Origin of the sequence: Jeotgalibacillus terrae (assembly GCF_016908195.1) — a bacterium.
GTDB lineage: Bacteria > Bacillota > Bacilli > Bacillales > Jeotgalibacillaceae > Jeotgalibacillus > Jeotgalibacillus terrae.
The window spans coordinates 323,411-349,499 of sequence record NZ_JAFBDK010000001.1 but is presented as its reverse complement, the minus strand read 5'-3'; the positions used below and the strand labels follow the sequence as shown (position 1 = coordinate 349,499).

The following is a 26,089-nucleotide window of genomic DNA, read 5'->3' as shown; positions in this document are numbered from 1 at the left end:
GACTCCAGCAGGAGAAGCGTGACAGGTGAGACCCCGCAGCGCGAAGCGCGAGGAGGCTCACCGCACGCCCTGCGGAAAGCGTTCCCCCTGGAGCGGAAATCAACAGCCAACTTTAACAGAGCTTCTAATTAAGGGCAGAGTTATCGGATTTAAGTTGCATCCAGCACGATAATAAGCTATTCTAAAAGGCGCAAATCCAATTAACGGAGTTGATTACATGCTTCATCAATTTTCAAGAAACGAACTTGCGATCGGGTCAGAAGGACTTGATCTTTTAAAAGGTAAAACAGTAGCAGTTCTCGGAATCGGAGGAGTAGGCTCATTTGCAGCGGAGGCCCTCGCGAGAAGCGGAGTCGGCCGCTTAATCCTTGTAGATAAAGACGATGTGGATATTACAAACGTCAACCGCCAGATCATTGCACTTCTCTCAACAGTGGGTCAGCCAAAGGCAGATCTGATGAAAGAAAGAATTGCAGACATTAATCCTGAATGTGAAGTCCATTCACTGAAGATGTTTTATACAGAAGAAACGTATGAAGAATTCTTCAGTTACGGACTCGACTTCGTTGTAGATGCTTCAGATACGATTTCATATAAAATCCATCTGATGAAAGAATGTCTGAACAGAAACATTCCGATTATTTCAAGTATGGGTGCTGCAAATAAAATGGATCCGACACGTTTCCAGATTGCAGATATTTCAAAAACGCATACAGATCCAATTGCGAAAATAATAAGAAAACACCTGAGAAAAGACGGTATTCAAAAAGGAATTCCGGTGATCTTTTCAGATGAAAGTCCGATCGTAACGCGTGAAGAAGTCAATAAAACAGTCGGAAAAGAAAACGCACCGATCAGAAAAGCTAAAATGCCGCCTTCATCAAATGCATTTGTACCTTCAGCAGCAGGTTTAATTGCAGCAAGCTATGTGATGAGAGAATTCTTAAAAGATATTGAAATTAAAACAGTCAGATAAAAAACGGCGATTCAGCCGTTTTTTTATTTTGTCTGAAACTTTTTTCCATTATATGCGTAACACATAGTAATAAGAAAAAAGGGGAGTGGAAAATGAGTCAGCAGACAGTAGTGGAATTAAAACATGTCACAAAGAAGATACGCAGCAAAACGATAATAGACGACATTTCATTTAATGTTTTCAGCGGTGAGGTATTTGGGTTCCTTGGTCCTAACGGTGCAGGTAAAACAACAACAATCCGTATGATTGTGGGGCTGATGAAACTGTCATCAGGTGACATTATCGTAAATGGTAAAAGTGTGAAAGACGATTTTGAAGGTGCGGTCCAGCACGTAGGTGCAATCGTGGAAAATCCTGAGATGTACAAATTTATGTCCGGGTACAAAAACCTTATTCACTACTCACGTATGTATAAAGGGATCTCAAAAGAAAAAATCGATGAGGTGGTTAAGCTCGTCGGACTTGAAAAACGCATCAACGATAAAGTGAAAACTTATTCATTAGGTATGAGACAGCGCCTCGGTATTGCGCAGAGTCTTCTGCATGACCCGAAGGTATTGATTCTTGACGAACCGACTAACGGTCTGGACCCGGCAGGTATCCGTGAAATCCGTGATTACATAAGAAGACTTGCAAGAGAACGTGACATGGCTGTCATTGTATCGAGTCACCTGCTTTCAGAGATGGAAATGATGTGTGACCGGATCGGTATTATTCAAAACGGTAAACTGAAAGATGTTCAGCTGATTGAGGACTTTGTCGGTAACCAGTCCCATGTCTATAAAATTGAAATCTCAGGTGCAGCGCAAATTGCAGATAGCATGAGACAGGCTTTTCCTGCATTTGAAATCAAGCTTGTACAGGATGACCTGCTGATTAATTGTAAAAAAGAAGAGATACCGGCAATTATTAAATGGTGTGTAGAAGAAGGATTATCTGTGTTCGGAGCTGCAAAAGCTGCTAAATCACTTGAAGACAGGTTCCTCGAAGTAACATCAGAACAAAAGGGGGAACCTGCTCATGTTTAATCTTATGAGGAATGAATGGATGAAGCTGTTTTCAAGAGCAGCTACTTATGTCATGATCGGGGCAGTCGTTTTAGCAGCGATTGCTGCAACAGTCATTATGCTGTTCATCAATTCTATTGGTGAAGATCAGAATCAGACGTGGCAGGAGCAGCTGCAGGCAGATAATGCCAGACTCGAGCAGATGATTGAAACCGGTGAAGCTGGATTTATGGGTGACGATCCGGCAGAACGAATTGCAATTAACGAATATGCGCTTGAAAATGACATTGCGCCAAATACAATGGATACATTCTGGTCTTATCTTGAAAACAGTACTTTCCTTATCTCTCTTATAGGGTTATTTGCAATTGTTGTGGCTTCGGGGATTGTAGCAAGTGAGTTTTCATGGGGGACAATCAAACTGCTGATGATCCGGCCGATTGCCAGATGGAAAATCCTTTTATCTAAATTCATCACCGTGGGCGCATTTGGTTTATGCCTTGTTGCAATTACAGCCGTGATTTCTGTCATATTGGGTCTGATCTTTTTCGACCCTGGTTCTTCTGTCCGCTTAGTATTTGAGGATGGCCAGGTTGTTGAAAAAAGTATGGCCGCGTATGTTGTAAGACTATATCTTTTCAATTCTCTTGATGTGATTATGCTGACAACAATGGCATTTATGATTTCAGCTGTATTCCGTAACAGCTCGCTGGCTATTGGAATCAGTCTGTTTCTGTTATTTGTAGGCGGAACGGCAACAGGATTTATTGCAGCCTATTATGACTGGGCAAAATACAGTCTGTTTGCAAATACCAACCTTTCGCAGTATGAAATGAATATGCCGATTGTTGATGGTATGACCATGCAGTTTTCCATTATTATGCTTGTGATTTATTTCGCGGTATTTATGACGCTTGCATTTACTGTATTTACGAAAAGAGATATCGCTTCATAAAAACGATATACAAGTGAACTAATTAGACAAAGAAAGGCTGGGACAATGTTGTCCCGGCCTTATTTTAATTTCTGATAAATCTGCTTTAATGCCTGTTCGAATTTACCGGTTTCTTTCGGTTCGTAATAGACAGCTTTTTTTATCGTGTCAGGCAAGTATTGCTGGGCAACCCATCCGCCCGGATAACTGTGTGGATACTTGTATTCGGTACCGCGACCCATTTTTTCAGCTCCCTCGTAATGAGCATCCTTCAGATGGTCGGGAACAGCACCCGCTTTTCCTTTACGGATATCAGCTAGAGCGCTTTCGATCGCTGAAATGGCTGAATTTGATTTTGGAGACAGACATAATTCAATGACAGCGTTTGCCAGTGGAATCCTTGCTTCAGGAAAGCCAAGCCTCTCAGCAGACTCAATCGCTGCAAGTGTTCTCTGTCCTGCCTGGGGACTGGCGAGTCCGATATCTTCATATGCAATGACCAGCAGGCGGCGTGCGATCGTCGGCAGGTCTCCCGCTTCAATCAGCCTTGCAAGATAATGCAAAGCTGCGTTGGCATCACTCCCGCGTATTGATTTTTGAAATGCACTCATCACATCATAATGGGCATCACCGTCTTTATCATGTGAAAAATATTTTTTCTGCAGACATTCTTCTGCAGTCTGAAGTGAGATGGTTATGCTACCTTCATCATCTTCTTTTGATGACAATACGGCAAGTTCAAGTGCGTTCAGGGCACTTCTGACATCCCCGCCGCTTGCTGTGGCAAAGTGACTGACAGCTTCTTTTGAAATCTTAATCTTCTTATCTCCAAATCCTCTGTCAGCATCATGAATCGCCCGTTCAACAGCAGCTTTCATTTCCTCTGCATTCAGCGGTTTTAATTCAAATATTTGGACTCTGCTTCTGATCGCGGGGTTAATTGCATGATAAGGATTACTCGTCGTCGCCCCGATGAGGATAACTGTTCCACTCTCTAAGTGTGGAAGCAGGAAATCCTGCTTTGCTTTATCGAGACGATGGACTTCATCAAGCAGCAGAATCACTCTGCCAGACATTTTTCCTTCCTGTACTACTGCTTCCATATCTTTTTTATTGTTGGACACCGCATTCAGCATTCTAAAAGCATATTTCGTACTGCCTGCAATGGCTGAGGCAATAGACGTTTTACCAATTCCGGGAGGACCGTATAAAATCATCGATGACAGCTGGTTTGCATCAACCATTCTTCTGATAATCTTTCCCTCTCCAACGAGGTGGGTCTGCCCGATGATTTCATTAATTTCAGCCGGCCGCATTCTGTATGCAAGTGGTTTAACAGCCATAAGATCTCCTCCGTTTCATTGTCTTCATCATAATCCAATAGATTGCATTCATGCCAATTCTAAAGGTTATATGCTATAATGGCAAAAGCAAAAAGGCGAAAAGGTGGATGACACATGAAAGTCTCAACGAAAGGCCGCTATGGTCTGACAATCATGATTGAACTGGCAAAAAATTACGGGGAAGGCCCGATCTCTCTGAAATCAATTGCAACAACTCATAATTTATCTGAACATTATCTTGAACAGCTGATCGCACCACTCAGAAATTCAGGCTTTGTTAAAAGTGTCCGGGGTGCATATGGTGGATATATCCTTGCAGACGAACCTGCAAACATTTCTGCCGGTGACATTATTAGAACGCTTGAAGGGCCAATCAGTCCTGTAGAAGGCCTTGAAAATGAAGCGCCGCCGCAAAAAGAGCTCTGGATCAGAATCAGAGATGCTGTGAGGAATGTGCTTGATCACACAACGATAGAAGACTTAGCGAATTATACAGAAGAAGGCGAATCAGACGCTTATATGTTCTACATTTAACAGGAGGGTTTTTAGTTTGAATAGAATTTATGCTGACCATGCTGCAACTACCCCGATGCTTCCTGAAGTCACTTCAGTGATGATCAAAGTCATGGAAGAGACTTATGGGAATCCTTCGAGTATTCATCAGACAGGGAGAGCAGCAAGAAAAATACTTGACGATGCCAGAACGCTGATTGCTGACAAGCTTGGCGTTCATTTTAATGAAATTCATTTTACGAGCGGGGGAACGGAAGCTGATAACCTCGCCATTTTCGGTACAGTGGAAGCAATGAAAAATAGGGGTAATCACATTATTACGACTGCAGTTGAACACCATGCAGTACTGCATCCCTGCGAAGAGCTTGAACGTCGGGGATTTGATGTAACGTACCTGGGTGTTGATGAGAATGGAAGAATCAGTATAGAGGAATTTAAGGCAGCATTGCGTGAAGATACCATTCTTGTCACTGTGATGTATGGCAATAATGAATCAGGAACGCTTCAGCCAATCAGTGAAATCGGTGAGCAGTTGAAAGATCATCAGGCAGTTTTTCATACAGACGCCGTTCAGGCATTTGGCCTTATTGACCTCAATGTTACGAATGACGGGATTGATATGCTGTCAGTGTCCTCTCATAAAATTAATGGACCCAAGGGTGCAGGTTTTCTCTATATAAAAAATGGAACACCTCACCAGCCAACAGTGTTTGGCGGGGAGCAGGAGCGAAAGAAAAGAGCCGGCACAGAGAATCTGGCTGCAATTGCGGGTTTTGCTGAAGCGGTTAAATATGCTTTTGATCATCAGGAAGAAAAAGCGGAGCACCTTTTTAAAATCAAGGAAACGCTTTTGAGTGAACTGAACGATGCAGGCGTACAATATGAAGTGAACGGATCTCTTGAGCATGCAATGCCGCACATGATAAACTTAAGCATTCCGGGTGCTGAGATTGAATCGCTCCTGATTAATCTTGACCTTGAAGGCATTGCAGCTTCAAGCGGTTCAGCCTGTACTGCAGGGTCTGTAGAGCCCTCACATGTGCTATCGGCAATGTATGGCGCTGATAGTGACAAATTGTTTAATTCGGTCCGCTTCAGCTTCGGTTATAACAATACTGCTGAAGACGCTGTAACGATTGCACAAAGTCTTAAGAAAATGACAGCACGCTTTTAGCGGCTGATAAGTAAAGGTGATATATATGACGAAAACACCCGCTGAAACAAGAGTAATTGTCGGGATGTCCGGAGGCGTTGATTCATCTGTTGCTGCATACTTACTGAAGCAGCAGGGGTATGACGTCATCGGAATTTTTATGAAAAACTGGGATGATACAGACGAAAATGGCGTTTGTACAGCAACAGAAGACTATAATGATGTGATCCGTGTGTGTAACCAGATAGGAATTCCCTATTATGCGGTCAATTTTGAAAAACAGTACTGGGATAAAGTATTTACTTATTTCCTGGAAGAATATAAAGCCGGCAGAACGCCAAATCCTGATGTCATGTGTAATAAAGAAATCAAATTCAAGGCATTTCTCGATCATGCAATGAAGCTTGGAGCAGATTACCTTGCAACAGGCCATTATGCACGCATTGACCGCGCTGACGGTGAAGTGAAAATGCTTCGTGGACTAGATCAGAATAAAGATCAGACCTACTTCCTTAATCAACTGTCTCAGGATCAGCTCGAAAAAGTGATGTTCCCAATCGGTGATATTGATAAAAAGGAAGTCAGAAAAATTGCTGCTGAAGCAGGACTTGCAACAGCTGCTAAAAAAGACAGCACAGGCATCTGTTTTATCGGTGAAAGAAACTTTAAGGAGTTCCTCAGCCAGTATCTTCCTGCACAGCCGGGTAATATGGTCACAATGGAAGGCGAAAAAGTCGGCAGTCATGACGGCCTGATGTATTACACAATCGGTCAGCGTCATGGACTTGGTATCGGTGGATCAGGTGAGCCATGGTTTGTTTTAGGTAAAAACCTTGAAACAAATGAGCTGTATGTCGGACAGGGTTTTGAACACGAATCGCTTTACTCAGATTCGATTACAGCTGTTAAAATGGGCTTCACATCTGACAATGCGCCAACAGAGCCGTTTCACTGTACAGCAAAATTCCGCTATCGTCAGCCCGATCAGGGTGTGACAGTTCATATGAAAGATGACGGCAGTGCAGAGATTGTATTTGATGAGCCGGTACGTGCAGTCACTCCGGGACAGGCAGTTGTTTTGTATAATGGAGATGAATGCCTTGGCGGCGGTACAATTGACAAGATCTTTAAAAGCTCAAAGCAGCTGATGTACGTCGGATAATCAGATAACATGACCTTTTGTGAGCCGTTCTCACATCAGGTCATTTTTTGTGCCGTATGATATACTAGCCCAAACTAAGATGATCGAAGGAGACACAATAAATGCAATCTTTAAATGAAAAAGCAATTGAACTGATTCAAAAAGGTGACATTGAAGAAGCCTTAAAGCTTCTGAATGAACAGATTGAGAAAAACCCTGAAGACCCTGCTGCTTATATTAATTTTGGAAACATTCTTGCAAGATTTGAGGAAATTGAAAAAGCAGAACGATTTTACCAAAAAGCACTGACGCTCGACGAAAATGCCGGAGCAGCATACTATGCACTCGCTAATCTGTATTATAATCAGGAACGTTTTCAGGAAGCGGCTGTGTTATACGAAAAAGCACTGAAGGCGGGACTTGAAGACCACGATGCCTATTTTATGCTTGGCATGTCATTCATGAATAATGATCAGGTGAAACTTGCTGTACCATATCTTCAGAGGGCAGTTGAATTGTCACCTGAAGATGCTGAAGCACATTTTCAGTATGGACTTGCGCTTGCTAATCTTGAACACGGTACTGAAGCGATTACCGCATTACGCCGTGCAGTGGAACTTGACGCAGATCACGCGGACGCACTATATAACCTCGGTGTTGCTTATGCAGGATTCGAGGAAGATGCAAAAAAAGCGCTGAGCTGTTTTGAGCAGGCAATTGATGTGCAGCCTGGTCATTATCTTGCACTCAACGGACGTAAAATCATGCAGCAGGCAATCGAAGGGAATTAAAGGAGGAGTCTTTCATGAAGGGGCAGCAGACGGATCTGTTTACTGAAGAACTATACGTAAAAGGAACGCTGATCGTATCTATATTTTACAATGAAGACAATATGTATTCAGTCGTAAGGATCCGTGTGTCTGACACAAACATTGCAAATGCAGAGAAGGAAATGGTTGTAACCGGTCACTTTCCATCGATGCAGGAGGATGATACGTACGTTTTTTACGGTAAAGTGAAAGAGCATCCGCGCTTTGGCCCCCAGTTCATCGCTGAACGGTTTAAAAAGGAGCTGCCTCAGACCAAGCAGGGAATTATCCACTATCTTTCAAGTGATTTATTCAACGGAATCGGCAGAAAGACTGCAGAAAAAATTGTTGATACGCTCGGAGAAAATGCCATTTCAAAAATCATGGAAAATGAATCTGTTCTTTTTGAAGTGCCAAAGCTCTCAGAGGAGAAAGCTCACCACATCCATGAAGTGTTGATTGAACATCAGGGGTTAGAGCGCATCATGGTGCTGTTAAATGACTGGGGATTTGGTCCGCAGCTTTCGATGAAGATCTATCAGTTTTACCAGGAAACGACTGTTGAGGTGATTGAGAAGAATCCTTATCAGCTCGTACATGATATTGAGGGAGTGGGCTTTGGTAAGGCTGATGAACTTGGAAGGCAGCTGGGACTTTCAGGTAAACACCCTGACAGAATTAAAGCTGCCTGTCTGTATACAATCACGCAATTATCCATGCAGGAAGGTCACGTGTATGCTGACTCAAAACAGCTGCTGATCAGAGTGAAGGAACTGCTTGAAAAACACCAGCCCGAAAAAATTGAGTACAGTGATATATCAGGACGTCTGGTTGAATTGCATGAAGAAACAAAAATTGTCGGGGAAAATAAAAAAGTTTATCTGCCTTCACTGTATTTTTCAGAAGTTGGAATCGCTTCAAGCATCGATCGCCTGATCTCAAACACTGATATATACGATCAGTTCCCGGAAGCGGAATTTCTGCTGGCACTCGGTGACCTGGAAGAGAGAATCAGTGTTACATATGCACCTTCTCAAAAAGAAGCAATTCAAACCGCACTGTCTTCTCCCATGATGATCCTGACAGGGGGTCCGGGTACCGGAAAAACAACTGTTATTAAAGGGATTGTTGAGCTTTACGCTGAGCTTCACGGGCTGTCACTTGACCCTGATCAGTATGCAAAAGACGATCCCTTCCCTGTTGTGCTGGCCGCTCCTACCGGAAGAGCTGCGAAAAGAATGACGGAATCAACCGGTCTGAAAGCAATGACGATCCACCGTCTGCTTGGGTTTAACGGTCAGGAAGATATGGATGAGGAAGACGACGACAGAATGATTTCAGGCAGACTTTTAATTATTGATGAGATGTCAATGGTTGATACATGGCTTGCGAATAAGCTCCTGCAGGCTGTACCGGATTCTATGCAGGTGATACTGGTTGGGGATCAGGATCAGCTTCCTTCAGTAGGGCCGGGTCAAGTGCTGCAGGACCTTCTTGAAGCAAAAAAAGTCCCTGCAGTTGAGCTCACCGATATTTACCGTCAGGAAGAAGGATCCTCTATTATTGAGCTTGCTCACCATATGAAAAAAGGACAGGTGCCTGACACGATCAGAAAGCCTTTTGCTGACAGATCATTTATCCCCTGCAGAGCTGCGCAGATGGACGAGGTTGTTGGAAAAGTTGTAAAAAATGCAATGAAAAAAGGGTATACAGCTAAAGACATTCAGGTACTTGCACCCATGTACAGAGGTCCGGCAGGGATTGATAAGCTGAATGCACTGCTGCAGCAGCTGATGAATCCTAATGATGATGGATCCAGGAAAGAACTGAAGTGGGGAGACATTGTGTACCGGATTGGTGATAAGGTGCTGCAGCTTGTAAATCAGCCCGAAAGCAATGTTTTTAACGGTGATATGGGTGAAGTGATTTCCATTTTTTACGCGAAGGAAAATACTGAAAAGCAGGATATGATTCTGGTTTCATTTGACGGAGTTGAAGTCACTTATACAAGACAGGATCTGAATCAGATTACTCATGCATTCTGCTGCTCCATTCATAAATCCCAGGGAAGTGAATTTCCGATTGTGGTCCTTCCGGTTGTGAAAAGTTACTCAAGAATGCTTAGAAGAAACCTGCTTTACACAGCGATCACCAGAAGCAGTAAATTTCTGATTATGTGTGGGGAAGAAGATGCTTTCCGGTACGGCGTTGAAAGAAAAGATGACTTAAAACGGATGACCTCATTGACTGAGAGACTTGCTGGTGCAGTTGAGGTAACTGATGAAAATGCTGATCCTTTTGAAGGTGGGGCAGATCCGATGATTGGAATGGAAGGGGTCACGCCTTACGATTTTCTTGAAACATCTCAAGGTTGAATTGACAAACCCTCATGATCTCTCATATAATTTCAGGTAGAATAATGAATCTCGAAGAAGGAACAAGTACGCTGAATGACTCATTTAAAGAGAGAATTCCCTCAGGCTGAAAGGAATTTAATGGAGCGTCAGTGGAAAGCTGGTCCGGAGTGCAGTGAAAAACTGCCGTCTGCTGCGTTAAAGCAATGAGAGTGATGGGTTTTCAATCCCATAACCAGGGTGGTACCGCGAGTGTTATCTCGTCCCTGTGTAGGATTGAGGACCCTTTTTTTTGTTGTCTCAGACGATTCGGGAATTTTAAGGAGGAACTATGATGGAAAAGTGGACTGGTGCACAAATCAGACAAATGTACTTAGATTTCTTTAAAGAGAAAAAACACGATGTGGAACCAAGTGCTTCACTTGTACCGCACGAAGATCCGTCACTGCTATGGATTAACAGCGGTGTTGCGACGCTGAAAAAATATTTTGACGGACGTGTTATTCCGGCAAACCCGAGAATCGTGAATGCACAAAAATCGATCCGTACAAATGATATTGAAAATGTCGGTAAAACAGCCAGACACCACACATTCTTTGAAATGCTGGGTAACTTTTCAATTGGTGAGTACTTCAAGGAAGAAGCAATTGAATGGGCATGGGAGTTTCTGACGTCAGAAAAATGGATCGGTTTTGACCCTGAGAAACTTTCAGTGACGATCCACCCTGAAGATGATGAAGCTTATGATATCTGGCATAAAAAAGTTGGTGTTCCTGCAGAAAGAATCATCAGACTCGAAGGCAACTTCTGGGATATCGGAGAAGGACCAAGTGGACCTAATTCTGAAATCTTCTATGACCGCGGTGAAGAGTACGGGAACGACCCGACTGACCCTGAATTATATGCAGGCGGGGAAAATGAGCGGTACCTTGAAATCTGGAACCTGGTGTTCTCACAGTTCAACCACAATGCAGATGACACATATACCCCGCTTCCTAAGAAAAACATTGATACAGGGATGGGACTTGAGAGAATGGCGTGCGTCGTTCAGGATGTTCCCACAAATTTTGAAACAGATCTGTTTATGCCGATCATCGAAGCAACTGAGCTAATTGCAAAAAGACGTTACGGACAGAATAGTGAAGAAGATACAGCGTTTAAGGTGGTTGCTGACCATATCAGAACAGTCGCATTCGCTGTGGGTGACGGAGCACTTCCTTCAAATGAAGGCAGAGGGTACGTATTACGTCGCCTGCTTAGAAGAGCTGTCCGCTACGCTAAACAAATCGGCATCAACCGCCCGTTCATGTATGAACTTGTAACGGTAGTAGCTGATATTATGATTGATTTCTATCCTGAAGTGAAAAGCAAGCAGGAATTCATCCAGAAAGTCATTAAGACAGAAGAAGAGCGCTTCCACGAAACGCTGAATGAAGGTCTTGCGATTCTGACTGACCTGATGAAAAAAGCAAAGGTAGACGGTTCGAATGAAATCAGCGGAACAGATGTCTTCAGACTGTATGATACTTTCGGATTCCCGGTAGAGCTTACCCAGGAATACGCTGAAGAAAATAGTCTCTCAATTGATCAGCGAGGTTTTGAAAAAGAGATGGAAGGCCAGCGCAGCCGCGCGAGAGCTGCACGCCAGGAAAGCGGGTCCATGCAGGTTCAGGGTGGAGTGCTTGGTGACATCCATACACAAAGTGAATTCGTAGGGTATAACAGACTTTCGCATACGACTACTCTAGAGGATTTAGTTATCAATGGTGAATTTGCGACAGAAGCTTCTGAAGGAACCGACATCCAGTTTGTACTTGCAGAGACACCGTTTTATGCGGAAAGCGGCGGTCAGATTGGTGATAAAGGGACTGTTACACATGAAGGCTGTGTCATTGAAGTAAACGATGTTAAAAAAGCACCGAACGGACAGAACCTTCATACAGGAACGGTTGTGAGCGGTTCAATTAAGAAGGGTGACAGCGTAATTGCAAGCGTCAGTGATGCAGCACGAAATAAGATTACAAAAAATCATACAGCAACCCATCTGCTGCATCAGGCCTTAAAAGATGTACTTGGTGACCATGTCAATCAGGCTGGTTCACTGGTTTCACCAGACCGTCTGCGCTTTGACTTTTCACACTTTGGTCAGGTAACCAAAGAAGAATTAAGCAAAATTGAAGAGATTGTAAACCAAAAGATCTGGACAAGCTACTCTGTGGGCACAGATATTAAATCACTTGATGAAGCAAAAGCAATGGGTGCAATGGCATTATTCGGTGAAAAGTACGGCTCTGAAGTCCGTGTTGTATCAATCGGGGACTACAGCCTTGAGCTTTGCGGCGGCTGCCATGTTGGCAATACTGCTGAGATCGGGTTATTCAGAATTGCATCTGAAGCAGGAATCGGTGCAGGTACAAGACGTATTGAAGCAGTAACGGGTGAGTCAGCTTACCGACTGATGAATGAACAGATCGACGTGCTTAATCGTTCTGCAGCAGTGCTGAAATCCAACCCGAAAGATCTTGAAAGCCGGATCGAAGCAATTCAGACTGACCTTAAATCTGTCCAGCGTGAAAACGAATCTCTACACGCGAAACTATCCAATATTGAAGCTAAAAATATCATGGATCGCGTTCAGAATATCGATGGCGTCTCAGTCCTTGCAGAAAAAGTTCAGGCATCTGATATGAATACACTTAGAACGATGGCTGATGATGTGAAAAACAAAATCGGTTCAGGTGTACTTGTACTGATCGCAGTGAATGATGGAAAGGTACAGATGATTGCAGGTGTGACGAAAGATCTTATTGACCAGGGTTACCATGCAGGCAAACTGATTAAAGAAATTGCTGCTATCTGCGGAGGCGGAGGCGGAGGCCGTCCTGATATGGCTCAGGCAGGAGGTAAAGATCCTTCACGGGTAGAGGAAGCTCTTCAATTTGTGCCTGAATGGGTTAAATCAATTTGATTCTGTTGCTATCTGGTGTACAATAGCAATAGTTGGATAATTGGAATGAATGTGATTCCGTAGTGAGGTGTTGTTGATGAGCTCATTTGATAAAACGATGCGGTTTGACTTTGGAGATGATTCAGCTGATCAGGAAGTACAGCGGGTTCTTGTTCAGGTATTTGAAGCACTCGAAGAAAAAGGCTACAATCCGATCAATCAGATAGTGGGGTATCTCTTATCAGGTGACCCAGCCTATATTCCACGTCATCAGGATGCGAGGAATGTTATCCGTAAATTGGAACGGGACGAAATCATTGAAGAATTGGTGAAGTTTTACCTTCAGCAGCATAAAGAGGGTTGAAAATGAAAATTATGGGACTTGACGTCGGCTCTAAAACAATTGGAGTCGCCGTCAGTGATGCCCTCGGGTGGACAGCCCAGGGGATTGAAACAGTAAAAATTAATGAAGCTGCCGGTCAGTTTGGCTTTAAGCGGATCATAGAAATAGCCGAAGAACATGACGTTTCGAAAATCGTCATCGGTCTTCCTAAAAATATGAATAATTCGCTTGGTCCACGAGCTGAAGCCAGTCAGCGTTATGGTGATATGCTCGGTAGAAGAATTGATGCTGAGATTGTCTACTGGGATGAGCGCTTAAGTACAATGGCAGCTGAACGTGTGCTGCTCGAAGCAGATATGAGCAGAGGTAAAAGAAAAAAAGTAATTGATAAAATGGCAGCTGTTATGATCCTTCAAGGGTATCTAGACAGCAATACTAAATGAGGTGACTGAAATGGAACACGGAGAAAAGCAGATTACAGTAATTGATGAGCAGGGAAATGAAGTGCTTTGCGAAGTACTATTTACTTTTGATTCAGATCAATTTCAAAAATCATATGTACTTTACTATCCGGTAGGAGATACAGAAGAAGAGGAAATTGAAATCCATGCGTCATCATTCGAGCCGAATGATGAAAATTCTGAAGGCGAACTGAAGCCTGTTGAATCAGAAGAAGAATGGGATCTGATTGAGGAAATGCTGAATACTTTCCTTGATGAGGAAGAAAACGAGTAAGATAACCGAAAGCGGGGGCAGCTATTTGCCCCCGCTTATTTTTATTGTATAATGAGACCATTGAGAAAATTGAGCACCAGTTTTTGGGGGGAAATTGATTGAGCGAAAAATCAAGTTTAATAGATCAGTGGAAGCTGAACTTGCAGGAAAGAAAAAATGAAGCCAGACAGGTAAGAAAGATTGTATTTATTTTATTGATCGTCTTTGTGTTTCTATCAATTGGCGCAGCACTTGGGGCTTATTCATATATCAGCTCAGCACTTGAACCGATGGATGAGACAGATGAAAACGCCATTTCAGTTGAAATTCCAATCGGTTCATCAGTAGATGGAATCTCACAGACGCTTGAGGATAGCGGTGTTATCAAAAATGCTCAGGTCTATAAATACTATCTGAAGTTTAACAATGAATCTGAATTTCAGGCAGGTACGTATAATTTGTCTCCGGCTATGACACTGAGTGAAATTACAGAAAGTCTGAAGACAGGAAGAGTTTATCATGAGCCATTATTTAATGTGACAATTCCTGAAGGTTTAAGGCTTGAGGAAATCGGTGATATTATTGCTGAAAACACCGACTATACGCAGGAAGAGTTCATGGAAAAAGTAACAGATGAAGCTTTTATTAATTCTCTGATGGAGAAATATCCTTCGCTGATCACAGAAGAGGTGAAAGGTGAAAACGTAAAGATTGCACTTGAAGGCTATCTGTTCCCTGCGACTTATCCGTACTATGAGGAAAATCCTTCTCTTGAAGAGATTATTACTCAGATGGTGGATGCCATGGATACAAATGTAGCACCTTACCGGGATCTGCTCCCTGAATTTGCTGAAGGTGATTATACGGGAACAGGTGCTGAAGAAGCAAAAGTCATGACTGTACATGACCTGATTACAATGGCTTCGCTACTTGAAGAAGAGGCGGCAGCCACGACAGACAGATCAATGATTGCGGGCATTTTTTATAATCGCATGGAAGAAGGAATGCCGCTGCAGACTGACCCGACAGTGTTATATGCAAAAGGTGAGTGGCAGGAAAGAGTACTATTTGAAGACCTTGAAATCCAGGACCCTTATAACACGTATCAGGTACAGGGACTTCCGCCTGGACCAATCGCAGCACCTGGCGCGACATCAATTGAAGCGGCAATCAATCCGGAAGATTCTGAGTACTATTACTTCCTGACATCAGCTGAAGACGGCGCGATGTATTACTCAGAAACGCTCGAAGAACATGAGCAGAAAGCAGAACAATACATCTACAGTGTAAATGATGAGGAATAAAATGATGAAAGAGGGAAAGAACATTCACTTTCCCTCTGATTTTATGTTAGAATAGATAAAGTATTTTTTAGCGTTTATCACTACAGCCCTTAAAGGGGTAGTAAGTGAACGCTCTTTTTTATGGATGCTTAGATCAGAAAAGGTGAGAAAATAGTGGATAAAGTCCATCAATATATTAAAAGTCTCTATCCCCTGCGCTCAGAGCTGGCTGATGAAATGGCTGAATATGCGCGTATTCATGAGGTGCCTATTATGGAACCTGAAGGAATTGAAACACTTCTTCAATTACTCAGAGTACAGAATCCTGTCCGGATCCTTGAAATTGGCACGGCGATCGGCTTTTCAGCTATCAGAATGGCTGAGGCTCTTCCACAGACACATATCATATCAATTGAAAGGGACCCCGAGAGAGCTGAGCTGGCCAGAGAATTTGTTAAAAAGTCAGGTTTTCAGGATCGTATCCACCTGTTAGAAGGAGATGCGCTTGAGATTTCTGAACAGGTTTCATCCTTTGGGCTATTCGATGCCGCCTTTATAGATGCTGCGAAAAGCCAGAATATCCGCTTCTTTGAAATGTACGAACCGTACTTTACGGATGAGGTGACTGTCTATACAGATAATGTCCTGTTTAAAGGGTTAGTAGCAGAGCAGACAGGTAATGAAAGCCGTAACGTCAGACAAATGCTCAGAAAGCTTGACCGCTTCAACCAGTGGATCGCAGCAAATGAACATTATCACACGATCATCCTTCCTGTAGGCGACGGTCTGACAATCAGTAAAAGAAAGTAAATCGTTTTGCTAATAAATATCACCGTTCAGACCGCAGTACTTAAAGACACAAAACTTGTGAAAACAGTCCAACTTATGATTGAATTATAGATTGGAAGCTTTAGCAGTAAAGCTATGTTAAAGCCTAATGTTGTTTAAGCATAGCTGATGATTGCAGCGTTCCCCCTGCAGCGGAAATCAACAGCCAACTTTAACATAGCTAACAATAAAGGATTAGACGCTGCCATACATCCGCTTCAAATTGCAAAATTTAAAGTGAATAAGCCGCTGCGTCCACTCAACGAGAATGAGAAAGGAGCTAACGGCAAAATGAAAAATAAACCCGTTATTATTGGTGTAACAGGCGGTTCAGGGTCAGGAAAAACATCTGTAACAAAAGCAATCTACGATGTTTTTCAGGATCAATCGATCGCTATTATTGAACAGGATTACTATTATAAAGATCAAAGTGATATTCCTTATGAGGAGCGTCTGAAAACAAACTATGATCACCCGCTTGCATTTGATAATGATCTTTTGATTGAGCATATCGGTATGCTGCTTGAACGCAAAGCGATTGAAAAGCCTGTATATGACTATACAGTTCATACAAGATCTGAAAAAACAATTCCTGTAGAACCAAAAGATGTTATTATAGTCGAAGGAATTCTTGTTTTAGAAGATGATCGCCTTAGAAATCTGATGGACATCAAACTTTATGTAGATACAGATTCTGATCTCCGGATTATCCGCCGGATGCTGCGTGACATTAACGAAAGAGGACGTACAATAGATTCAGTTGTTGATCAGTATATCAATGTCGTACGCCCAATGCATAATCAGTTTATTGAGCCGACAAAACGTTATGCTGATATTATTATTCCTGAAGGCGGACAGAATCACGTTGCGATTGATTTGATGGTAACGAAAATTCAAACAATTCTTGAACAAAAGTCTATTGTGTAATATGATAGCAAAGGCTGAAGAGGATAATTTATCCTCTTTTTAGCATACTTCATAAAAGGGGTTTCAATCACATAGCATGAAAGAACTCATGCATTTTTTAAAGGAGTGAAGGGATTTGGCAAACGAAAAAGTATATCCAATGACTGAAGAAGGTAAACAAAAGCTTGAGCACGAGCTTGAAAATCTGAAATCAGTAAAGAGAAAAGAAGTTGTAGAGAGAATTAAAATCGCAAGAAGCTTTGGAGATCTCTCAGAGAACTCAGAGTATGACTCTGCTAAAGAAGAGCAGGCATTCGTTGAAGGACGCATTTCAACACTTGAGTCTATGATCCGTAATGCAAAAATTATTGAAGATGATCAGGCGCTTGACGGCGTCGTTTCTCTGGGTAAAACAGTGACATTCGTTGAACTTCCTGATGGTGATGAAGAATCATACACAATCGTCGGAAGTGCAGAAGCTGACCCGTTTGAAGGAAAAATCTCTAACGATTCGCCAATTGCTAAAAGTCTGATTGGTAGGGTTGTAGGAGATGAAGTGAAAGTACAGACACCTGGCGGAGACATGGACGTCCGCATTACATCAATCAATTAAGTATGCACTGCCACAATCGGGTGCAATGACCCGTCAGAGGAGACTGAAGCAATTGTTCAGTCTCTTTTTTTACTTAGATGTAACTTTTATCAGTTGTATGCGTCTAATACTTGCAGGTCAGACGTCCTGTTTTGATAAAAGGAATAGCGGCTCTTGTGAATACAGCAGGTGCTCATGATATGCTGGTTTAGATTTATATGATCAGGGAAGAGTTGAACGAGGAGTGAGAAAATGAATAATTCCAGAACAAAATTACAAAGCAAAAAAAGGAAAGAAAATATACTGTTAAATGGTTCTATTGCAGTTGTGTTATTACTGATCGCAGGTGTATCAGCATTTATTTTTCTTGGGAGTAATGAAAATCAGGCAGCTGAACCTGAAGAAGAAAAATCAATTGCTGAACAGGTCCAGGAGAATGCTTCTAAAAATGATGAAGAGAAGAATGAAGATCCTGAAAACAATGAACTGTCTGTAACTGAAATAGACGCTGAAGATGAAGATCAGGAAAATAACGACACAAACCGTGAGTCTGATGAGGACAACAATGCCTCTGAGACGAAGAAGGAGAAAGAAAAGGAAGAAGAAGCAAAGAAAAAAGAAGAAGCTGAAAAGAAGAAACGTGAAAAAGAAGAGCGTGATACAGCTGCAGCAGAGGAAACTGCCAGTCCTGATGATGGAGAGTGGAAGCCTGTTGGCACAGAACAAACTGGTCAACACACTTCATCCTACGTTGAAGGCAGCGTGGACTGGAATGAAAAGTTGAAAGCCGCTGCTTATGCGACAGGTCTTGATATGAACACGATGACTGTATGGTGGGTTGGAAATGATGGAGGCCCGCAAAACTCTGTTGTAAAAGTGTCATCACCTGATGCTCCGGCTGCACAATACAGTGTTCACCTGGAATGGGTGGACAAAAAAGGCTGGAAACCCGTAAAAGTAGATCAACTGTAAAAGAACCTGAAAAGATGCTGCAGACGATGCAGCATCTTTTTTATGATTTGAAATGTACACTCGCCGTATAATAAGGTCTGCCTTCAGGTGTAAATACTGTCTGATGTTGTACCTGATGTACGTAAAGCATCAGTGCCTGATTATTGTCAATTTGAGCCTGGATTTTTTTCTCAAGTTCATTTAACGTGCCAGCTTCAAAAAACTCAACCTTATCTTTGATTAAATCAAGCTGAAAACTCATCCCGGTTCTCCCTTCTTCAATTTTAAGCTATTATACCATGGGAAGATTGAACTTTACGGGCTGTTATGGTAAGTTCTAATAAGTTTTCAGATTGACACAGAAGGCAGGGATTTTGATGAGAATAGGTATAATTGGCGCAATGGAAGAGGAGGTTGAATACCTTCGCAATAGTATGGAAGATATCCGGACTGAGACCATTGCTAATAGTGAATTCACATCCGGTATTCTTCGCGGAAAAGAAGTCGTGCTTGTTAAAAGCGGTATTGGTAAAGTAAATGCTGCGATGACAACGACTATTCTAATGGAAAGATTTAATCCGGACCGTATCATTAATACCGGGTCAGCCGGTGGTTTTGATCCTTCACTAAGTGTAGGAGATGTAGTGATTTCTAATGAAGTAAGACATCATGACGTTGATGTTACTGCTTTTAATTACGAATATGGACAGGTTCCGGGGATGCCTGCTGCTTTTGTGGCAGATGCAAAACTAAAGGAGACCGCTCTTTCCTGTACAAAATCAATCGGTGATATCAAGTCTGTTGCGGGATTGATTGCAACAGGTGATTCCTTCATGAATGATCCGCAGAGAGTTGAAGCGCTGCAGGGTAAATTTGAAGATTTGCAGGCTCTTGAAATGGAAGCAGCAGCAATTGCCCAGGTGGCCCATCAATATGATACACCGTTTGTCATTATCAGGTCACTCTCTGATATTGCAGGTAAAGAATCACATGTATCTTTTGATCAGTATCTTAAAACAGCAGCAGTAAATTCTGCGAACCTGATTATGAAAATGACTGAAGAACTTTAATCCTGATCATCATCAAAGTGATGAAACAATTTCATTAATGCTCTTTTTTCAATTCTTGAAACGTAGCTTCTCGAGATCCCCAGTTCCTTTGCGATCTCCCGCTGCGTTTTTTCATCCTGACCATTCATACCAAATCGTGCAGTAATCACCTCACGTTCCCTGTCATCGAGTTTTGTGACGACCTGCCTGATTTTCTCTCCGCTCATTTTCTGTACAATCAGTTCATCCACTTCTTCATCTTCACTCTGCAGTACGTCAATCAGACTAATGGCGTGTCCGTCTTTGTCTTCACCAATCGGATCATGAAGCGAGATATCTTTTTTTGTTTTTTTGAGTGAACGTAAAAACATGAGAACTTCATTCTCGATACACCTGGCTGCATAGGTTGCAAGTTTTGTTCCTTTATCATAGGAATAGCTGTCAATTGCTTTGATCAATCCGATTGTACCGATTGAAATCAGGTCCTCCACAGACTCTCCTGTATTTTCAAATTTCTTGATGATATGTGCAACAAGTCTGAGGTTGTGTTCAATGAGCAGGTTCTTTGCCTCGTCATCACCATTTTGCAGCCTCAAAATCGCATTCTTTTCTTCCTCTTTACTTAAAGGTTCAGGAAAAGCGTTCTGCTTAAAATAGCCTGTCAGAGCCGGCAGGTCAATAATCGCCGATAAAATTAAAAAAAATGACAAGTCTTCTCCTCCTTTCACCGGTTATTTAACCGTATGAAAAAAATCAGAAAACTTGCCAGTCCTACTCATTTATCTCGAGTTTCTTTAATTCTTTTTCTTTAAAATTTCCTGTTCAAGGAGCTCCAGAAAATCGTCTGAAAGCTTTTGTTTTTTTGCTGCTTCATATGCCTGAATTAAAGCGTCAAGTGATAGTTCATTCATGAAGGTGTTCTCCTTTCAAATATCCATAGCAAAATCGTATCAGACCACTGAATAAAGAACAAGCGTTCCCTTATCCACAGGTCATAGTGTATAACCTGTGTAAAAGATGTTAATAAGGGTTAAATATATGATAAGGTCAGACGATTGAGATACAGTAAAGTTATCCACAGGAAAAAGCGAAAGACGATATTTGTCGAACGATTTGTGTAATAGATTAATAAAAGATTCATTTTGAACTAACCAGGCAGATGATGTATGATATAGACTTGAAGTGAAGAGGTGGAGAACAATGATAAAACTATTTTTGCCTAATGAATACGTAGACAGCGTGTTTGAAATAACACCTGCTAAACTCAAAGAGCAGGGAATAAAAGCGATTATTACAGACCTTGATAATACATTGGTTGAATGGGATAGAAAAGAAGCTACACCGAAGCTGACTGCATGGCTTGAGGGGATGCAAAAAGAAGGCATTCTGGTCACAATTGTGTCGAACAATAACCAGCTGAGAGTTGAAGCATTTTCAAACCCGATTGGTATTCCTTTTATCTATCATGCCAGAAAGCCTATGGGACGTGCTTTCAGACGTGCAATTAGAGATATGAATGTCAATAAAGATGAAACTGTTGTCATCGGGGATCAGCTGATGACAGACGTATTAGGTGGTAACTTAAATAAGCTTTATACCATATTAGTTGTACCGGTAGCGAAAACTGATGGTTTTTTCACAAAGTTTAACCGTGTCATTGAAAAAAGACTGCTTAACTTCTTTAAAAGAAAAAACATGATTCAATGGGAGGACAAAAAGTGAGTGAGGAAAAAATTACTTGTATCGGCTGCGGTGTGGAAATCCAGACGATTGATAAAAACGGTCTGGGATATGCGCCTCCATCCAGCTTAGAGAGAGAGCAGATTGTATGCCAGCGCTGTTTTAAGCTGAAACACTACAATGAGGTACAGGATGTTGCGCTGACAGATGATGATTTTCTTAAGATCTTAAATGGTCTGGGAGAAGCCGATGCACTGATCGTTAAAGTGGTGGATATCACAGATTTCAACGGCAGTTTTCTGACAGGGCTACACCGGTTTGTAGGTAAGAATCCCGTTCTTTTAATCGGGAATAAAGCGGATGTATTGCCTAAGTCTGCTAAGCCGAACAAACTGATCAACTGGATGAAGTATGAAGCGAGTCAGATGGGGTTAAAACCGATTGATGTTCTGCTCTGCAGCGCTGATAAAGGTCATCATATTCAGGATGTACTTGAGGCGATCGACAGAGAACGTAAAGGCCGCGATGTATATGTTGTCGGCTGTACGAATGTTGGGAAGTCAACATTGATTAACCGTATTATTAAAGAAGTAACAGGTGAAGAGGATATCATTACAACATCCCAGTTCCCTGGTACAACGCTTGATATGATTGAGATTCCCCTTGACGACGGTAAGGCTATCATTGATACACCGGGTATTATTAACCGTGATCAGATGGCTCATGTAGTGAACAAGCAGGACTTGAAAAAAGTACTGCCGAAAAAAGAACTGAAACCAAAAGTGTTCCAGCTTAATGAAGAACAGACACTATTTATCGCAGGACTGGCCAGATTTGATTTTATTAGCGGGAATAGAAATTCTTTCACATGCTATTTTTCAAATGAACTGGATATTCACAGAACAAAGCTTGAAAAAGCAGATGACTTATATGAGCGTCATCTGGGAGAGATGCTCTCACCACCAAGGCAGGAAGATCTTGAATCATTTCCTCCTTTGAAACGTCACGAGTTTAATGTAAAAGAAGGAAAAATGGATATTGTATTTTCAGGTCTCGGGTGGATTACAATTAACGAACCCGGCGTAAAAGTGGCCGCTTATGTTCCGGAAGGCGTAAGCGCGATTATCAGAAAGTCATTAATCTGATCGGGAGGGGGAGCAACTTATGAAGCTTGCAGTAATCGGCTATCCGATTCATCATTCCAAATCGCCATTTATGCATAATAGCTGGCTGAAGGAATGCGGATTAAAAGGAAGCTATGAGGCATTAGAAGTTCCTCCTGACCAGCTCGGGGAGCAGATTGAAGACCTCAGAAAAAGAAATTTTTCAGGGTATAATGTGACCATTCCTCATAAAGAAAACATCATTCAGTATCTCGATGAGGTTGAGGACCGTGCCACGGAACTCGGTGCAGTAAACACAGTAGTGATCAGAGATGGAAAAAGTTATGGTTATAATACAGACGGCGATGGATTTCTAAAGTCTCTTTTGACAAAGCGCACAACTAAGGAAGTGTCAGACAGCCAAATTTTAATAATTGGTGCAGGTGGTGCCGCAAAAGGAATTGCAGGCTCACTGCACTCATTTGGCGCGGAAAAAATCAGTATCGCAAACCGTACAGTAATAAAAGCTGATCAGCTCATCGAATCGCATGGCCTGACTGGTGACAGTATGGACCTGGCTGCAGCGCAGCATCAGATTGGCCTTTTTGATATTGTCATTAATACCACGTCTCAGGGGATGTATCCTCATATACATCAGCATGCACTCGATGCTACAGAGATGAAAGCAGGATCGCTCGCAGCTGATATCATCTATAATCCATTAAAAACGCAGTTTCTGAAAAAGGCTGAAGCGGCCGGAGCGGATATACTTAATGGAGTCGGGATGTTTGTCTTTCAGGGTGCACTGGCATTTGAGAAATGGACTGACAAAATACCTGATACAGCGTCAATGATCAATAAAATAACAAAAGATATGAAACAGGAGTGAAATTATGTTAACAGGTAAACAAAAAAGGTTTCTTCGTGCAGAAGCACATAACTTGTCACCAATTTTCCAGGTAGGAAAAGGCGGCGTGAATGAAAACATGATCAAGCAGATCTCAGAGGCGCTTGAAGTACGTGAACTGATTAAAATAAGCATTCTTCAAAATTGTGAAGAAGATAAAGATGAAGTGGCAGCTGCACTTTCAAAAGGCGCAAAAGCAGAGCTTGTACAGGTTATCGGCCATACAATTGTTCTGTACAAAGAGTCCCGTGAAAATAAAAAAATTGAACTGCCGAAAGTAAGAAAATAATGAAAAAAAGGGTAGGATTGATGGGCGGAACATTTGACCCGATCCATATCGCCCACTTAATTATGGCTAATGAGGCTTATCATGCACTATCACTAGATGAAGTGCGTTTCATTCCGAATGCCGCTCCACCGCATAAAAAGTTATCAAGTCAGACCAGTGTGGAAGACAGATGCCGGCTGATCGAAAAAAGTATAGAAGATGTACCTTACTTTAAGCTTGACCTGACTGAAATACAGAGAGAAGGTACCTCTTATACATTTGACACGATCAGTCATTTAACGCATCATGAACCGGATACAGCATTCTTCTTTATTATCGGTGGTGATATGATAGAGTCACTCGAGACCTGGCACCGGATTGAGGAATTGAAACGTCTGCTTACATTTGCAGGATTCGAAAGACCCGGCTATCAGTGCGCCCAAGATGATAACGTCATCATGATCAATGGACCGGTGATGGAACTGTCATCAACTGTGATCAGAAAGCGCCTGGCTGAAAAGCAGGATTGCAGATATTTAATTCATGATCGTGCGTACCGATATATTCTGAAGGAGGGACTTTATGAAGCTTGAAGAAGCAAAAGAGATTGTAAAAGACATACTTCCTGAAAAAAGGTATATTCATACGCTCGGCGTAATTGATACTGCCATAAAACTGGCAAACACTCATGATGAAAATGCGGACAAAGCTGCACTCGCAGCAGCCCTTCATGATATGGCAAAATTCCATGATAAACAGGAAATGAAAGAAATCATTTTAAGCCGACACTTAAATCCTGAACTTCTGAACTTTCACCATGAACTGTGGCACGCTCCTGTTGGTGCAGTGCTCGCAGAAGAACAGCACGGTGTTGCCGATGAGGATATTCTGAATGCCATCAGATATCATACAACCGGAAGGCCGGGAATGAGTAAGCTTGAAAAAATCATTTATATTGCAGATTATATAGAACCGGGCAGAACGTTCAGCGGTGTTGAAAATGTCAGAGAAACAGCCGGTCAGAACCTTGACCAGGCAATGAAAATAGCGCTTAAGCAATCCATTCTGTTTCTGATCAGCAAAAGCCAGCCGGTATTTCCGGATACGCTGGCAACTTATAACGAATACATGCAAAAGGAGAAATGAGTATGTCTAAAGAAAATGAATTATTATCACTTGCATACAAAGCAGCAGACGATAAGCGTGCAGAGGATATCGTTGCACTGAATATGCAGGGGATTTCACTGATCGCAGATTATTTTGTGATCTGCCATGGTAACTCTGACAAGCAGGTACAGGCGATTGCTAAAGAAGTGAAGGACCGTGCAGAAGAAGAGGGTTATACTGTCAAACGTCTGGAAGGGTACGATGAAGCGAGATGGGTACTTGTTGACCTTGGCAATGTGATTGTACATGTATTCCATCGTGAAGAAAGAGATTATTATAAGCTTGAAAAGCTCTGGGGAGACGCTCAGATTGAAGATATGGCGAGTTCGATCAGCTAATGGCTTATGATCAGTTTGCGTATGTATATGACCGGCTGATGAGTGATGTCCCTTATGACGAATGGATGAGTGTTCTCTTACGTGAAAAGGAACATTTTCAGGTCAATGGGACAAGACTGCTCGATGTCGGCTGTGGAACAGGTGAATGGACGGTTAAAGCATCGGTACACGGATTTGAAACGGTAGGCATTGATCTTTCTGAATCCATGCTTTCCATGGCGCAGCAAAAAGCCATGGAAGCAGGGCAATCCATCCGCTTTTTCCAGATGGATATGGCTGAAGCCGGTGAGCTTGGACAGTTTGATCTGATCACAATCTTTTGTGATTCCCTTAACTACCTTGAAACAGAAGAAGCTGTCAGGCAGACATTTACCAATATGCATCAGATGCTCGCTTTAAATGGACTTTTCCTGTTTGACGTTCATTCAGTGTATAAAGTAAATGAACTGTTTGCAGGACAGACTTATTCTTATGATGACGGGGAAGCAGCTTACATCTGGAATTCGTTTGAAGGGGAATTTGAAAACAGCGCTGAGCATGAGTTGACTTTTTTCATAAAAGAAGAGGGTGATCTGTATGCCAGGTTTGACGAATTTCACAAACAGCGGACATTTACGATCGATCAATATAAAGCGTGGCTTTCTGAGGCCGGGTTTCAAGTGGAATCTGTCACAGCAGATTTTACAGATAAAGAACCTTCAGACATGAGTGAGCGCATCTTTTTTACATGCACGAAGAGATAACTCTTCGTGTTTTTTGTTGACAATTTGTCCATCCGTCATA

The 26,089-nt window shown here is 42.2% G+C and carries 30 protein-coding genes and 1 other annotated feature; of the genes, 26 read left to right on the top strand and 4 right to left on the bottom strand.

The genetic code is table 11. The annotated features are described in order from the left end of the window. The first annotated feature begins 217 nt into the window (after positions 1-217). From JOD21_RS01990 to JOD21_RS01980, 3 genes are all read left to right on the top strand, one after another. On the top strand, positions 218-976 hold the full coding sequence (locus JOD21_RS01990) for a tRNA threonylcarbamoyladenosine dehydratase (protein WP_041121040.1): 759 nt from the start codon (positions 218-220) through the stop codon (positions 974-976). Between the two features lie 92 nt (positions 977-1,068). Continuing rightward, on the top strand, positions 1,069-2,004 hold the full coding sequence (locus tag JOD21_RS01985) for an ABC transporter ATP-binding protein (RefSeq protein WP_204727960.1): 936 nt from the start codon (positions 1,069-1,071) through the stop codon (positions 2,002-2,004). Continuing rightward, the gene (locus JOD21_RS01980; protein ID WP_204727959.1) at positions 1,997-2,938 is read left to right on the top strand and encodes an ABC transporter permease; all 942 of its coding nucleotides are present in this window, start codon (positions 1,997-1,999) and stop codon (positions 2,936-2,938) included. Before JOD21_RS01985 ends, JOD21_RS01980 begins: the two co-directional genes overlap by 8 nt. Positions 2,939-2,997: 59 nt before the next feature. Here the strand turns inward: JOD21_RS01980 and JOD21_RS01975 are convergent, their stop codons facing one another. Next, the gene (locus tag JOD21_RS01975) at positions 2,998-4,260 is read right to left on the bottom strand and encodes a replication-associated recombination protein A (protein ID WP_204727958.1); all 1,263 of its coding nucleotides are present in this window, start codon (positions 4,258-4,260) and stop codon (positions 2,998-3,000) included. 114 nt (positions 4,261-4,374) lie between these two features. Between JOD21_RS01975 and cymR the strand changes: the two genes are divergently transcribed. The 14 genes from cymR (at position 4,375) to JOD21_RS01905 (ending at position 18,815) form a co-directional block, all read left to right on the top strand. After that, on the top strand, positions 4,375-4,794 hold the full coding sequence (gene cymR, locus JOD21_RS01970; protein WP_204727957.1) for a cysteine metabolism transcriptional regulator CymR: 420 nt from the start codon (positions 4,375-4,377) through the stop codon (positions 4,792-4,794). Positions 4,795-4,810: 16 nt separating this feature from the next. After that, positions 4,811-5,947 (top strand): cysteine desulfurase family protein, encoded by a 1,137-nt coding sequence (locus JOD21_RS01965; RefSeq protein ID WP_204727956.1) that lies wholly within the window; start codon positions 4,811-4,813, stop codon positions 5,945-5,947. Between the two features lie 25 nt (positions 5,948-5,972). Next, positions 5,973-7,088 (top strand): tRNA 2-thiouridine(34) synthase MnmA, encoded by a 1,116-nt coding sequence (mnmA, locus tag JOD21_RS01960; RefSeq protein WP_204727955.1) that lies wholly within the window; start codon positions 5,973-5,975, stop codon positions 7,086-7,088. A 101-nt stretch (positions 7,089-7,189) separates the two neighbouring features. Further along, positions 7,190-7,858: a tetratricopeptide repeat protein gene (locus tag JOD21_RS01955; protein WP_204727954.1), complete on the top strand. Its 669-nt coding sequence runs from the start codon at positions 7,190-7,192 to the stop codon at positions 7,856-7,858. Between the two features lie 14 nt (positions 7,859-7,872). Further along, a complete protein-coding gene (gene recD2, locus JOD21_RS01950) occupies positions 7,873-10,251 on the top strand; it encodes an SF1B family DNA helicase RecD2 (protein WP_204727953.1) in 2,379 nt (792 codons plus the stop codon). Between the two features lie 45 nt (positions 10,252-10,296). After that, positions 10,297-10,501 (top strand) — a binding site (T-box leader). Between the two features lie 63 nt (positions 10,502-10,564). Then, positions 10,565-13,198: an alanine--tRNA ligase gene (gene alaS / locus JOD21_RS01945; RefSeq protein ID WP_204727952.1), complete on the top strand. Its 2,634-nt coding sequence runs from the start codon at positions 10,565-10,567 to the stop codon at positions 13,196-13,198. 76 nt (positions 13,199-13,274) lie between these two features. Then, positions 13,275-13,541, top strand: a complete 267-nt coding sequence (locus JOD21_RS01940) for an IreB family regulatory phosphoprotein (protein WP_041121050.1) — start codon at positions 13,275-13,277, stop codon at positions 13,539-13,541. Between the two features lie 2 nt (positions 13,542-13,543). Continuing rightward, positions 13,544-13,963 (top strand): Holliday junction resolvase RuvX, encoded by a 420-nt coding sequence (gene ruvX, locus JOD21_RS01935; protein WP_204727951.1) that lies wholly within the window; start codon positions 13,544-13,546, stop codon positions 13,961-13,963. Positions 13,964-13,973: 10 nt separating this feature from the next. Next, positions 13,974-14,255, top strand: a complete 282-nt coding sequence (locus JOD21_RS01930) for a DUF1292 domain-containing protein (RefSeq protein ID WP_041121052.1) — start codon at positions 13,974-13,976, stop codon at positions 14,253-14,255. Positions 14,256-14,353: 98 nt separating this feature from the next. Continuing rightward, positions 14,354-15,538, top strand: coding sequence for an endolytic transglycosylase MltG (mltG, locus tag JOD21_RS01925; protein ID WP_239581254.1), 1,185 nt, complete (start codon positions 14,354-14,356; stop codon positions 15,536-15,538). Between the two features lie 153 nt (positions 15,539-15,691). Continuing rightward, positions 15,692-16,327 (top strand): O-methyltransferase, encoded by a 636-nt coding sequence (locus JOD21_RS01920; protein WP_338032851.1) that lies wholly within the window; start codon positions 15,692-15,694, stop codon positions 16,325-16,327. Positions 16,328-16,636: 309 nt separating this feature from the next. Beyond that, positions 16,637-17,272: a uridine kinase gene (gene udk / locus JOD21_RS01915; protein ID WP_204727950.1), complete on the top strand. Its 636-nt coding sequence runs from the start codon at positions 16,637-16,639 to the stop codon at positions 17,270-17,272. Positions 17,273-17,387: 115 nt separating this feature from the next. Continuing rightward, the gene (greA, locus tag JOD21_RS01910) at positions 17,388-17,864 is read left to right on the top strand and encodes a transcription elongation factor GreA (RefSeq protein ID WP_041121054.1); all 477 of its coding nucleotides are present in this window, start codon (positions 17,388-17,390) and stop codon (positions 17,862-17,864) included. Positions 17,865-18,095: 231 nt separating this feature from the next. Continuing rightward, positions 18,096-18,815 (top strand): DUF1510 family protein, encoded by a 720-nt coding sequence (locus JOD21_RS01905; protein ID WP_204727949.1) that lies wholly within the window; start codon positions 18,096-18,098, stop codon positions 18,813-18,815. A gap of 40 nt (positions 18,816-18,855) precedes the next feature. Here the strand turns inward: JOD21_RS01905 and JOD21_RS01900 are convergent, their stop codons facing one another. After that, positions 18,856-19,056 (bottom strand): YrzA family protein, encoded by a 201-nt coding sequence (locus JOD21_RS01900; protein ID WP_204727948.1) that lies wholly within the window; start codon positions 19,054-19,056, stop codon positions 18,856-18,858. 115 nt (positions 19,057-19,171) lie between these two features. On the opposite strand from JOD21_RS01900, the gene mtnN reads away from it, so the two are divergent. Next, the gene (gene mtnN / locus JOD21_RS01895) at positions 19,172-19,864 is read left to right on the top strand and encodes a 5'-methylthioadenosine/S-adenosylhomocysteine nucleosidase (protein ID WP_204727947.1); all 693 of its coding nucleotides are present in this window, start codon (positions 19,172-19,174) and stop codon (positions 19,862-19,864) included. Here mtnN and sigK read toward each other — a convergent pair. Both sigK and sda read right to left on the bottom strand, forming a co-directional pair. Beyond that, positions 19,861-20,553, bottom strand: a complete 693-nt coding sequence (gene sigK, locus JOD21_RS01890; RefSeq protein ID WP_204727946.1) for an RNA polymerase sporulation sigma factor SigK — start codon at positions 20,551-20,553, stop codon at positions 19,861-19,863. The genes mtnN and sigK overlap by 4 nt on opposite strands. An 84-nt stretch (positions 20,554-20,637) precedes the next feature. Next, complete coding sequence (gene sda / locus JOD21_RS01885; RefSeq protein WP_204727945.1) at positions 20,638-20,754, bottom strand: sporulation histidine kinase inhibitor Sda; 117 nt, start codon at positions 20,752-20,754, stop codon at positions 20,638-20,640. Between the two features lie 289 nt (positions 20,755-21,043). On the opposite strand from sda, the gene JOD21_RS01880 reads away from it, so the two are divergent. The 8 genes from JOD21_RS01880 to JOD21_RS01845 are packed head-to-tail and all read left to right on the top strand — an operon-like array spanning position 21,044 to position 26,049. Continuing rightward, complete coding sequence (locus tag JOD21_RS01880; protein WP_204727944.1) at positions 21,044-21,565, top strand: YqeG family HAD IIIA-type phosphatase; 522 nt, start codon at positions 21,044-21,046, stop codon at positions 21,563-21,565. Further along, positions 21,562-22,668, top strand: coding sequence for a ribosome biogenesis GTPase YqeH (gene yqeH / locus JOD21_RS01875; protein WP_338032849.1), 1,107 nt, complete (start codon positions 21,562-21,564; stop codon positions 22,666-22,668). Before JOD21_RS01880 ends, yqeH begins: the two co-directional genes overlap by 4 nt. A 19-nt stretch (positions 22,669-22,687) precedes the next feature. After that, positions 22,688-23,515, top strand: a complete 828-nt coding sequence (aroE, locus tag JOD21_RS01870; protein ID WP_204727942.1) for a shikimate dehydrogenase — start codon at positions 22,688-22,690, stop codon at positions 23,513-23,515. A gap of 4 nt (positions 23,516-23,519) precedes the next feature. Further along, positions 23,520-23,822, top strand: coding sequence for a ribosome assembly RNA-binding protein YhbY (gene yhbY, locus JOD21_RS01865; protein ID WP_041121060.1), 303 nt, complete (start codon positions 23,520-23,522; stop codon positions 23,820-23,822). Positions 23,823-23,842: 20 nt separating this feature from the next. Further along, positions 23,843-24,394 carry a nicotinate-nucleotide adenylyltransferase gene (locus JOD21_RS01860; RefSeq protein WP_239581252.1) on the top strand — a complete coding sequence of 184 codons (552 nt, stop codon included), beginning with the start codon at positions 23,843-23,845 and terminating at the stop codon, positions 24,392-24,394. Continuing rightward, positions 24,384-24,947: a bis(5'-nucleosyl)-tetraphosphatase (symmetrical) YqeK gene (yqeK, locus tag JOD21_RS01855; protein WP_204727940.1), complete on the top strand. Its 564-nt coding sequence runs from the start codon at positions 24,384-24,386 to the stop codon at positions 24,945-24,947. The genes JOD21_RS01860 and yqeK overlap by 11 nt, the downstream gene beginning before the upstream one ends. Before the next feature lie 2 nt (positions 24,948-24,949). After that, the gene (rsfS, locus tag JOD21_RS01850) at positions 24,950-25,306 is read left to right on the top strand and encodes a ribosome silencing factor (protein WP_204727939.1); all 357 of its coding nucleotides are present in this window, start codon (positions 24,950-24,952) and stop codon (positions 25,304-25,306) included. After that, the gene (locus tag JOD21_RS01845) at positions 25,306-26,049 is read left to right on the top strand and encodes a class I SAM-dependent DNA methyltransferase (RefSeq protein WP_204727938.1); all 744 of its coding nucleotides are present in this window, start codon (positions 25,306-25,308) and stop codon (positions 26,047-26,049) included. The genes rsfS and JOD21_RS01845 overlap by 1 nt, the downstream gene beginning before the upstream one ends. Positions 26,050-26,089 lie beyond the last annotated feature (40 nt).

What these genes read in the sequence shown, in the direction of transcription:
- JOD21_RS01990 (WP_041121040.1), top strand. Translation starts at nt 218, where the DNA reads ATGCTTCATCAATTTTCAAGAAACGAACTTGCGATCGGGTCAGAAGGA.
- JOD21_RS01985 (WP_204727960.1), top strand. Translation starts at nt 1,069, where the DNA reads ATGAGTCAGCAGACAGTAGTGGAATTAAAACATGTCACAAAGAAGATA.
- JOD21_RS01980 (WP_204727959.1), top strand. Translation starts at nt 1,997, where the DNA reads ATGTTTAATCTTATGAGGAATGAATGGATGAAGCTGTTTTCAAGAGCA.
- JOD21_RS01975 (WP_204727958.1), bottom strand. Translation starts at nt 4,260, where the DNA reads ATGGCTGTTAAACCACTTGCATACAGAATGCGGCCGGCTGAAATTAAT.
- cymR (WP_204727957.1), top strand. Translation starts at nt 4,375, where the DNA reads ATGAAAGTCTCAACGAAAGGCCGCTATGGTCTGACAATCATGATTGAA.
- mnmA (WP_204727955.1), top strand. Translation starts at nt 5,973, where the DNA reads ATGACGAAAACACCCGCTGAAACAAGAGTAATTGTCGGGATGTCCGGA.
- JOD21_RS01955 (WP_204727954.1), top strand. Translation starts at nt 7,190, where the DNA reads ATGCAATCTTTAAATGAAAAAGCAATTGAACTGATTCAAAAAGGTGAC.
- recD2 (WP_204727953.1), top strand. Translation starts at nt 7,873, where the DNA reads ATGAAGGGGCAGCAGACGGATCTGTTTACTGAAGAACTATACGTAAAA.
- alaS (WP_204727952.1), top strand. Translation starts at nt 10,565, where the DNA reads ATGGAAAAGTGGACTGGTGCACAAATCAGACAAATGTACTTAGATTTC.
- JOD21_RS01940 (WP_041121050.1), top strand. Translation starts at nt 13,275, where the DNA reads ATGAGCTCATTTGATAAAACGATGCGGTTTGACTTTGGAGATGATTCA.
- ruvX (WP_204727951.1), top strand. Translation starts at nt 13,544, where the DNA reads ATGAAAATTATGGGACTTGACGTCGGCTCTAAAACAATTGGAGTCGCC.
- JOD21_RS01930 (WP_041121052.1), top strand. Translation starts at nt 13,974, where the DNA reads ATGGAACACGGAGAAAAGCAGATTACAGTAATTGATGAGCAGGGAAAT.
- udk (WP_204727950.1), top strand. Translation starts at nt 16,637, where the DNA reads ATGAAAAATAAACCCGTTATTATTGGTGTAACAGGCGGTTCAGGGTCA.
- JOD21_RS01905 (WP_204727949.1), top strand. Translation starts at nt 18,096, where the DNA reads ATGAATAATTCCAGAACAAAATTACAAAGCAAAAAAAGGAAAGAAAAT.
- JOD21_RS01900 (WP_204727948.1), bottom strand. Translation starts at nt 19,056, where the DNA reads ATGAGTTTTCAGCTTGATTTAATCAAAGATAAGGTTGAGTTTTTTGAA.
- mtnN (WP_204727947.1), top strand. Translation starts at nt 19,172, where the DNA reads ATGAGAATAGGTATAATTGGCGCAATGGAAGAGGAGGTTGAATACCTT.
- sda (WP_204727945.1), bottom strand. Translation starts at nt 20,754, where the DNA reads ATGAATGAACTATCACTTGACGCTTTAATTCAGGCATATGAAGCAGCA.
- JOD21_RS01880 (WP_204727944.1), top strand. Translation starts at nt 21,044, where the DNA reads ATGATAAAACTATTTTTGCCTAATGAATACGTAGACAGCGTGTTTGAA.
- aroE (WP_204727942.1), top strand. Translation starts at nt 22,688, where the DNA reads ATGAAGCTTGCAGTAATCGGCTATCCGATTCATCATTCCAAATCGCCA.
- yhbY (WP_041121060.1), top strand. Translation starts at nt 23,520, where the DNA reads ATGTTAACAGGTAAACAAAAAAGGTTTCTTCGTGCAGAAGCACATAAC.
- JOD21_RS01860 (WP_239581252.1), top strand. Translation starts at nt 23,843, where the DNA reads ATGGGCGGAACATTTGACCCGATCCATATCGCCCACTTAATTATGGCT.
- yqeK (WP_204727940.1), top strand. Translation starts at nt 24,384, where the DNA reads ATGAAGCTTGAAGAAGCAAAAGAGATTGTAAAAGACATACTTCCTGAA.
- rsfS (WP_204727939.1), top strand. Translation starts at nt 24,950, where the DNA reads ATGTCTAAAGAAAATGAATTATTATCACTTGCATACAAAGCAGCAGAC.
- JOD21_RS01845 (WP_204727938.1), top strand. Translation starts at nt 25,306, where the DNA reads ATGGCTTATGATCAGTTTGCGTATGTATATGACCGGCTGATGAGTGAT.